Annotated in this window: 6 protein-coding genes; 3 read left to right on the top strand and 3 right to left on the bottom strand. The window is 56.9% G+C overall.

Annotated elements, in window-relative coordinates:
* Positions 1–123 precede the first annotated feature (123 nt).
* Positions 124–1,029: a hypothetical protein gene (locus tag G6023_RS16345; protein WP_472986427.1), complete on the bottom strand. Its 906-nt coding sequence runs from the start codon at positions 1,027–1,029 to the stop codon at positions 124–126.
* Positions 1,030–1,977: 948 nt separating this feature from the next.
* On the opposite strand from G6023_RS16345, the gene G6023_RS16350 reads away from it, so the two are divergent.
* The 3 genes from G6023_RS16350 to G6023_RS16360 all read left to right on the top strand — a co-directional run bounded on the left by G6023_RS16350 (position 1,978) and on the right by G6023_RS16360 (position 6,120).
* Positions 1,978–3,300, top strand: coding sequence for a ParB N-terminal domain-containing protein (locus G6023_RS16350; protein WP_182634734.1), 1,323 nt, complete (start codon positions 1,978–1,980; stop codon positions 3,298–3,300).
* Positions 3,301–3,524: 224 nt separating this feature from the next.
* Entirely contained in the window at positions 3,525–5,177 is a 1,653-nt protein-coding gene (locus tag G6023_RS16355; RefSeq protein ID WP_182634735.1) for a DEAD/DEAH box helicase, read from the top strand.
* Between the two features lie 475 nt (positions 5,178–5,652).
* The gene (locus G6023_RS16360; RefSeq protein WP_472986428.1) at positions 5,653–6,120 is read left to right on the top strand and encodes a protein NO VEIN domain-containing protein; all 468 of its coding nucleotides are present in this window, start codon (positions 5,653–5,655) and stop codon (positions 6,118–6,120) included.
* A gap of 3 nt (positions 6,121–6,123) precedes the next feature.
* On the opposite strand, the gene G6023_RS16365 is transcribed toward G6023_RS16360, so the two are convergent.
* Positions 6,124–6,834: a GIY-YIG nuclease family protein gene (locus G6023_RS16365; protein ID WP_187700032.1), complete on the bottom strand. Its 711-nt coding sequence runs from the start codon at positions 6,832–6,834 to the stop codon at positions 6,124–6,126.
* A 92-nt stretch (positions 6,835–6,926) separates the two neighbouring features.
* Positions 6,927–8,102, bottom strand: a complete 1,176-nt coding sequence (locus tag G6023_RS16370) for a DNA cytosine methyltransferase (protein WP_182634740.1) — start codon at positions 8,100–8,102, stop codon at positions 6,927–6,929.
* Positions 8,103–8,573: the final 471 nt, after the last annotated feature.

Raw genomic sequence — 8,573 nt, forward strand, 5'->3', positions numbered from 1 at the left:
CAGCGATCCGCAGATCCCCGTGAATCACCGGGGCTAGCCTTCTTTCGCGGCTCGAGGAACGGCCCGTGAAACGGTGATCGCGGATAGAAGAAGGGCTTCGCGACGATCTTAAGACCCTAACCCTCAGCTCGGAAGTCGACCGGTCTCGATCCAGTGGCGCCACGCGTAAGGTGCCCGCAGATTTGCTACTGCTGCTGGGACGGTTTCGTCGCGTCGATCATTGATCCAGCCCCAGTCGATCCTGCCATCGGTGTCATGTAACGGGCACAAACGAAGCGTGAACACATAATTCTCGAAGTCCACGCCCTTGATATCAGTCTGTTGGATAGCTCCGTGCGACTCGAGCAAGGCCAATCCAATCAACCGAACAAATCCTGTGTGCACAAGCCCTCTACCGGGGACAGGGACAGATTCGCCCCTGAAGAGTGCAATTGGCGGCGCTAATTTCCTGTACTCACGCGACGCTGAATAGAACAGCGGCGCGAGTGAGATGAGCCCCCGAGTGCCAGAACCTCCGCCCCGGCCGGACGAAGTCGTGGCCCGGTTGTCCCCGAAAAACCTGACCTTGCCGGAATCCAGGTCATATTCATCGTGCCAGGGGGTGGTCTCAGTCCCCGACTTCCAAGGGCTGGATCGCAGCGCTACTCCCGGCCTTCGCGGACCGTCTAAGGAACGAATCTCGCGGGAAATGTTGATCCCACGCTCCAGCTGGATAATCGGCTGTCCAGATAGCCGTGGTCGAAAGTCGTGTTTGAAATTTCGGTGCTGGTCCACCACCGCCTCTCCTGAACCGGCGTTGCTGGAGTATCGGTACAAGACCCCCGTCGAGACCCACTGGAAATCGGTAGACACGCGGGCCATCCAACCATGTTTGCGAAGCAAAGTGGTGCCACGAACGGCCAGCTTCACGAGCGGTGACAAGCGAACGTCTCTTCCGCAACGATCACCAGCGAGCTCCCGGCCAGCGCACCGTGCGAGAGACGGGTCCGTCCTGTCGAACGGGATTCGGCAAAGTCGCTCCAGGTGCATCGGAAGGGCGTGTTAACCTCCTCTAAGGGCACTCGCACGCCACGATGAGGCCAGCGGTCTACTTGCCGGAGACTCGAAAGCGATTATGATACGGACAGACGTGAAATCTCCCGATTCCGCAGCGCCGTGCAACAATGCCGGGGCGGCTTCGCCCGCGATGGTTCAAAACGCGGCTGACGTTCTGTTATCCATCTCCTCTCGCGAAGACATACTCGCAAGCCATGGATTGTCTAAGGGTGAATTCGTCGCAGCCCTGCCTGCAGCTATCGAATATGTCCGCGGAAGCATGAGTGCGAGCAACCAGGAAAGAAGAACCTACCTCGCTGATTTTCTGGCCGAGATTGTCAGGCGAGGACTGGCGGAAAGTCTGGAGTTGCCAGCGTACGGCGAGGACACAATCTATCGGTTGAATGTAGGCCACATCGGCGCTGTGGCGATAATTCAGAAGGGGTGCCCAGACGGCGCTCACAGCAGCACGAGGTGGACCGTACCGCGGTGGGCTGACGAAACCTATCTGTGGTGGTTGTGTCCAAGTTTGAGTAGCAATCCTGGTACGCACATCTCAAAAGGCGTGAACCGATTGCGGCAAAAATTCACATCATCGGATACCGCCACTCTGGACGGGGTAATTTTCCAAGACCGTACTTGCGGAACGGCCAATCGGCCTTGCCCTCGGGGCGACTACCAGGTGGAGATCGCGGGCAGGAGCACATCGATACCGTGCATCTACGTGATGCCCGACCGGGCCGAAGACAGCGGGAACTGGAATTGGAATGACCGGCGATCGCCCAAGTTTCCATCACTCCTAATGCGGCTTTTCGACGTGCCAGCTGAGCATTCGCGTGCTTACCTCGGGTATGTCGGTTTTCAGCGACGGCAGGACGGACAACTGAGAACCAACATAACTGCGAGGTACGGTCCAGGGCGGACCACGACTTATAGGAGCCGATGATGCATAATCCGGTGATTGATCAAGAACGGGCGGAATTTCTGAAGGCCCGCCACGACATAGGTAGAGCAAGTTTACCGGCCTGGCCACGCGATGCCCGAGAGCTTCCGTTGAAGGAACTCGAGGTGGATTGGGTGCGGTTTTCGATTTTGAATCACCGCACAAAAGCCGAGCAGAGGGCACGGATATCAAGAGCTGGCTTGCCTGGCCTCTTCACCGAGGATCCCCTCGGTGAGCTAGCTCAGGAAGAGCAGTACGAGATACTCCGAAATCAGGAAGGTTTTAACGATCTCAAGATCGATCTGGCGGAGCGCAAGCAGCGTGAGCCGGCGGTGGTTACCTCGGACGGAATATTAATTAACGGGAATCGGAGAACGGCTGCTTTACGCAGTCTTTATCTTGATGACGACAATCAATCAGCCCGCTACGTAAAGTGCCTCGTATTGCCAGAAGACGCGACTCCCGCTGAGCTTCTTGAGTTGGAGACGGAACTACAAGTCGCTCGAGACTTCAAGGAAGAGTACAGCTGGATCAACGAGGCGTTTCTGATCGAGGAACTCTTCGACCGCCTAGGAAAAGACTTCGACAAGGTCGCGAATCGTATGCATCGGCCTGTTGCCGACGTGCGTTCGTTGTACGAGAAACTCCAGCAACTTCATTCGTTAGTGGGGATGAGTGGCGGGACTCGGCAGTACATTGACTTCAAGGAAAACGAGTCGTCATTCGATGAGCTCGTGAAGCATATACGCAGTAAGCAACCGGCGGAAGCGGAGGCCGTGAGATCGGTGTACTTCCTCGGCACGCTGTCGGAGGTGCCCTATCGTCAACTAAGACATCTCCGTCGGAGCGACGCAGCTGAACTGGTGCGGACCGAAGTAGAGGGTGATCCCTCACTTCGGGAGGTTCTGACCCTCGCTGAAGGCAACGCCAGTTCGGCACCGGACCACGACCTGCTCGATGAGTTGCTCGGCGACGACGAGGAACCAGGTGAAGTCTCCCAGCTGCTCACTTTCCTTGCGACTAAGAGTCCGAGCGCCGTCATTGACCTTGATAACGGCGCGCAGATGACCGTCAAAGACGTAATGGCCAGTTTGGGAAACGCCATCTCAGCAGCTGCGGAGGAAGCGAAGGAAAGTCAACACGATGAAGAGATAATCCTGGCTCCGCTAAAGCGACTTAGAAAAGCGCATCAGGAAATCGACCGCGCCCACTCGGCTCTGAGCTCCGCGCGTTCCTTTGACGACTTCGACGAGAATGAGCTGCGTTCGCTCGTGTCGAGCCTTGAAGACAAGCTTGGATCGTTCGCGGCCACCGAGCAATGATCGAAATCGAACTTGGATCGGGCAGCCGGCCGCCAGTGGTCATTCGCCGTGATACCAACACATCGCCGGCGGCATGGGCCCACTTGCATTCGACCTTTCTCCGAGGAGTCGTGGGTGGGGATAAAGATACGATTAACTTGCGTAGCGAGGTTTTTCTCGCTGAACTAGGATGCATACGGCAGCTGCGTATTCGATTCGGCGAGACTGTTCGACTTGGCGATGGCGTGTCGGCGAGACTTTCGCAGCTCCTCGCCGACAAGAAATCCCGCGAGAAGGCCATAGCGGCCCCGGAGGACACGAATTTAGTCGTTCTTGAGACTGAGCTTCGGGAGGCTGGGTTCAAGCGCCAGCTGAAGAATTTCCAGTTAGAGAATTTGGCTAGAATAGTTAGATTACCTCACGGGGCTGATTTTTCTGTGCCTGGTGCAGGTAAGACTTCGGTGGCGCTGGCGAACTTCGCGCTGCAGAGGAGTCGTGGGGGAGTGAAACGCTTGTTAGTCGTTGCCCCAATCGCCGCGTTTGAGGCCTGGAAAACTGACGCCGAAGACTGCTTCGTTACCCAACTCCGCATTGTGGTCCACCAAGGGAAGAACAGCGTCCTCCCCACGAACACAGATGTAGTGTTGACAAACTACAACCGGCTCGCTTCGGACTATGACGCGATCGCCGACTACGTAGCGTCCGTTCCAACCCAGGTCGTTTTGGACGAAGCGCACCGTGTCAAGAAGGGCTCGGAAGGAGTGCACGGTAGCGCGGTTATAGACCTGGCGTACGTGGCTGCCCGGAGGGACGTGCTGACCGGTACGCCGACCCCCCAAGGTGCCTCAGATATAGTCGCGCTCGTCAGATTCCTATACCCGGGTCAGGATAAGTCGATTCTTCCAGCGGCTGCCTATGAGGAATCGGCAGCGCGGGATGACTCGGTCGTAAAAGAAACTAGTGCGGCCATAGATCGCTACTTTGTGCGAACTCGAAAGTCGGACCTCAATATACCGGCACCAGTGTGGATAACCGAGATGCGGGATACGGGGCCCGTCCAGGCGGCGATCTATGCGGCACTGTTGGGTCGTTACCGCGGCGACTTTTCGCTATCGACCGACTCTCGGAGGATGTTCGGGCGACTCGGGCGGGTTGTAATGTACCTACTCGAGGCCGCCTCGAACCCGCTGCTCCTCTTGTCTGGATCCGACGATGACGACGAGATAGGTTTTGCGCACCCGCCGATGGCCTTGAACGGGAACGAACCGCTAACGCAACTTCTCAATGAATACGCGTACTACGAGCGGCCATGGAAGTACGAATTCGTAAAAGAGCAGGTGGCGGAGGCTGCGGCTCGCGGCGACAAAGTCCTCGTCTGGTCCAACTTTGTTCGAAATATTAGATTGCTCCGCTCCGAATTGGCCGACTACAATCCAGCAGTCATTCATGGCGGAGTCCCACCGGAAGACTCCGCGCGTCCAGGGAGCGTCACCAGAGAATCAGAATTGGAGCGCTTCCGGCATAGTAGCGATTGCTCTGTGTTGTTAGCTAATCCCGCGGCTGCGGGCGAAGGCATTAGCTTGCATCATTGGTGCCATCATGCGATTTTTCTTGACCGGACGTTTAACGCGGGGCACTTTCTCCAAAGTCAGGACAGGATTCACAGGCTTGGACTAGACCCCGATGTCGAAACTCGCTTCACGGTGCTAGTTAGTCGTGGGACCATTGATGAAAGCGTTGACTCGAGGCTGCGAGATAAGGTGACTGCACTTGCTGGTCTGATGAACGATCCTGGCCTGGTCACGATCGCATTGCCTCAGAACGACGAGGACCCGACCGCGCCAGCTGTCGAGACAAGTGATGCGCGAACGGTTCGCGAACATATCCGTGGGAGATAGCGTGCTTCCGTCGCACGGCACCTGTTTCAGCATCTTTAACCTAGCCAACTCTATTCGCTATTCGCCCGCAGCCGGAATCAAGGATTGGATATCCGCAGCCGAGAGTCGTAGTTCTTTCCTGGCTGGTGCACTCGATCATTTGCCGGCTGCGGAATTTCTAATTAGTGCTGGATTGGTAAAGCAATCTGACGGCATCCGGCCCACTGGTCGATTGAGGGGCCTATCAGAGAAGGCGGACGCTACCACCCTAATCGCTATTGCGGCAATGTTGCTGCGTAGTCGTCCGCCGGCTTGGCTACACTCCGCTTGTGCCGGGTCGAACTTGCAGTACGAGCTAATCCCGTCACCTGACCTGCGCGCTCTCTCATGGCTCGAGCCCTACCTTCCTGAGGTATTGCTCGGGGCGGCGAGGGCGCTAAAGCTTGAAAGTACCTCTGTTCGTTCGAGGCTCGGGTATCTTGGCGAACTGGTCGTCATGGATTGTTTGAAGAGGCAAAGTGCGAGACCGGTTCACCTATCGCGGGTCTCGGATCATTTTGGTTTTGACATCGAAAGCCGCCCCCCTTTCGAAGGGAAGTGGGAAGTCAAAGCCTGTTTATCGACGACAGCGGGTGCCTTTCACCTCTCGAGGAATGAGTTCGAGAAGAGTCAACAAATGCTCGATAAGTGGCGTCTAGTACAGGTTGAATTTTCACCGACTGTGTTGAAGGCAAGCTGCGTATGTAGCGATCATGTAGTTGGCATCAATGAGTTGTCGGCGCGTCAGCTTGCCGGATCGGTCGTGCCGGACACTCCTGAATTTTCCTGGGAAGAGAGTGCCAAAGTCCGACCACCTGCGCAGACTTGGAGTTCAAGCTGGCTGGAGGTCTCACGCGATTTGGGCTTGCCCGGGATTTGGGACCTCGGGGACTTATCGCCCAGCCTGTCGCGCCAGTACTTCTAGCCTCTAGTTCGCCGAGGTAGAACGATCGGTCTCAATAGGAGGCCAACTAAAATCGTTGTTGCCCTTGATGGGCTCGTGGTGCACGTCACCTATCAGAGCTTGTACGTCGATCGCAGCGGGGTCATGCCGAGGCCGTCCTTCTGCATCAGACAGTCGGCTCGCGGCAAGGTCTGCCAGGCGTATTGCTTGGATGACTATAACTCTCCGAAGCCCCGCAGACACCTCGCCGCGTTCGTGGGCAACCGCCGCTAGTCTAGATAGGTTTTCAGCGCGTCTTGCGATCCGGACGTCCGGATGTTCCCGATCTTCCCTGTATCGGGGCGGTATTAGGTCAAAAGTGTAAGAATCCGGAAGCTCGGTAAAACTGGATGCGGGCGGGAGCTTCTCGTTAAGTATCGCTCCGTACCGCGATATCGAAAGCGCATGCATATAGACGTTGTACTCGAGAGAGTTGATCGCTGCGGTTCGGTCATCCGCGCCTAGGCTTCTTGCGGATTCCAGTGGCCACATTCTGATCTCTGCTACCTCGAACGGGTCGAGTATCCGATACGCGACTGTGTCTGATCGCTGACCGGTAAGGTGTCGACCTATCCGTGTGCCGAAGTTCTCTATCGTTTGTCCAACGTAGATAGGGTCGCCGTCGTAGTCGAGAAAGGCGTATGCACCGATACAACTGCTCAGCTTCTTGCCACTGAAATCGTCAGTGTGGGACATTGCTTCGTTTAGTAGCCGCCTGAATCCGCGGACGAATGGCGTTGATAGGCTGCTTTTCGTTGGCGGTTTGTGGGTTGGCTGATTGGTAGACGCTATGCCTCGGCTGCCCACGTGTTCTCCTTAATATTAGCGCTACCGGATCCTAGTTTCCCTTGCAGTAGCGGCACGAGGTAGTTTTTTCCCAGCCACTCAACCGCGTTTACACAGACTGCATCTCCAAAGCCAAAGAGTATTTGCTGATCGCGCAGCCCTCCGAGTGCGTATTCCCCGGCGCCCATCAGGTTTGCGTACTCGCGCGGGGTCATCCAGCGCACTTTGATTTGGCCGTTTCCAGCGCGAACGACAGCTTGCTTAGAGGATCCTCCCCTCGCTGTTCTAAGGCATCCGCTGATGTCGTCGGCTCGGATTTCCCAGACAGCGATTCCCTTTCTGGTTCGCCTATAGGCAGTGCGGTGAGAGACGGAGTTGTTAAGGCGGAGGTCCTCAAGCCTCGCCATCTGGGCTGGAGAAAGCGAACTAACGAACTTTGCTGTCCGCTCGGCGTTCCACCAGCGGCTATCCTGACCTTTGAGTGGCTCTAGATAGAGAGAGAGTCCCGACGTCAGGGGTGGAGGAAGTGGCGGGAGCTTGGCTCGGTGCATAGTTAAAGTTGGGTCGCCGTACACGGTTTGTAGCCAGTCCGGCCGAAGTTCGGAATTTGGGTCCGGTACATCTTCTGGGGGCACGAGTGCTCCCACGATGAATAGCCTAGGTCTGGACTGTGGAATAAAACGACGCGCATCGATCGAGAGCACGTCGACAGAGTATCCAAGTCGGTTTAGTTCTCTAACTGCTGCTGCAAGATCCTCGCCGCCATGGCTACTGGCGAGGGCGGTAACGTTCTCGAGCGCGACAACGCCAGGTTTTTCGTTTCCCATCTCATCCAGAATGCGGGTAAATTGGTAAAAAGTGGAGGAGTGGTGTCCGGCAAGTCCCGCACGATTCCCTGCGAGAGAAAAGTCGGTGCAAGGGAAAGACGCCCAGGCTAAATCCACCGGCGGCAGCTGGCTCCCACTAATTTCCCGGATGTCTCCAAGAATGAAAGCGTCGTCGTCTTTATCTGACCCGAACTGTTGGGCGTACATTTCATACTTGAATCGTTCAATGTCATTGGCCCACGTCACCCGGATGCCGGACCGTTCGAGCCCCATGCGGGCGAGCCCAACTCCGGCGAAAAACTCCGCCGCGGTGTAGCGCTGTTGGGTCGTTGGGACAAGAGTCAGGACCATGCCGGGATGCTACCCCAATCCGGCTGCACCCCGGGAGTCGAGGGTCGAACGGACAGTCGAACGGTGGGAACTAAGTTAGGTGGTTAACGCCTTGGGCCGACCATCAGTTTAGCGCGTTGACTTGTGCCGCCGCATCGACCGCTTTTAGTCCGTCTCTTCCGCTGCGGAGCCCGTGCCTGTTGGGCGACTGGCTTTGTCGGGGTCGATGGCCTCGGCCTCGCTGGCGACGGAGAGCGCGACCTCTCCTAAGCCGCGTTCGACTGTCCGAGCGGTCGTCGTTGTGGGGAGCTCGCTGACTGGGTCCTCAACGGGGCCGCAATGGTGGCCTGCACCTTGGCGGATGTGCGCGAGGGTGGCCAAGCTGTAGTTGACGTCTTGGAGGTGGCGGTCTTGTGCGTCGTGGACTAAGCGCTGACCGACGAGGGGTCGGTCGACTAACCCCGCTGATTCACGGGCCGGTGTGACTGCTGC

This window comes from Dietzia sp. DQ11-71 (assembly GCF_014144995.1).
Classification (GTDB): domain Bacteria; phylum Actinomycetota; class Actinomycetes; order Mycobacteriales; family Mycobacteriaceae; genus Dietzia; species Dietzia kunjamensis.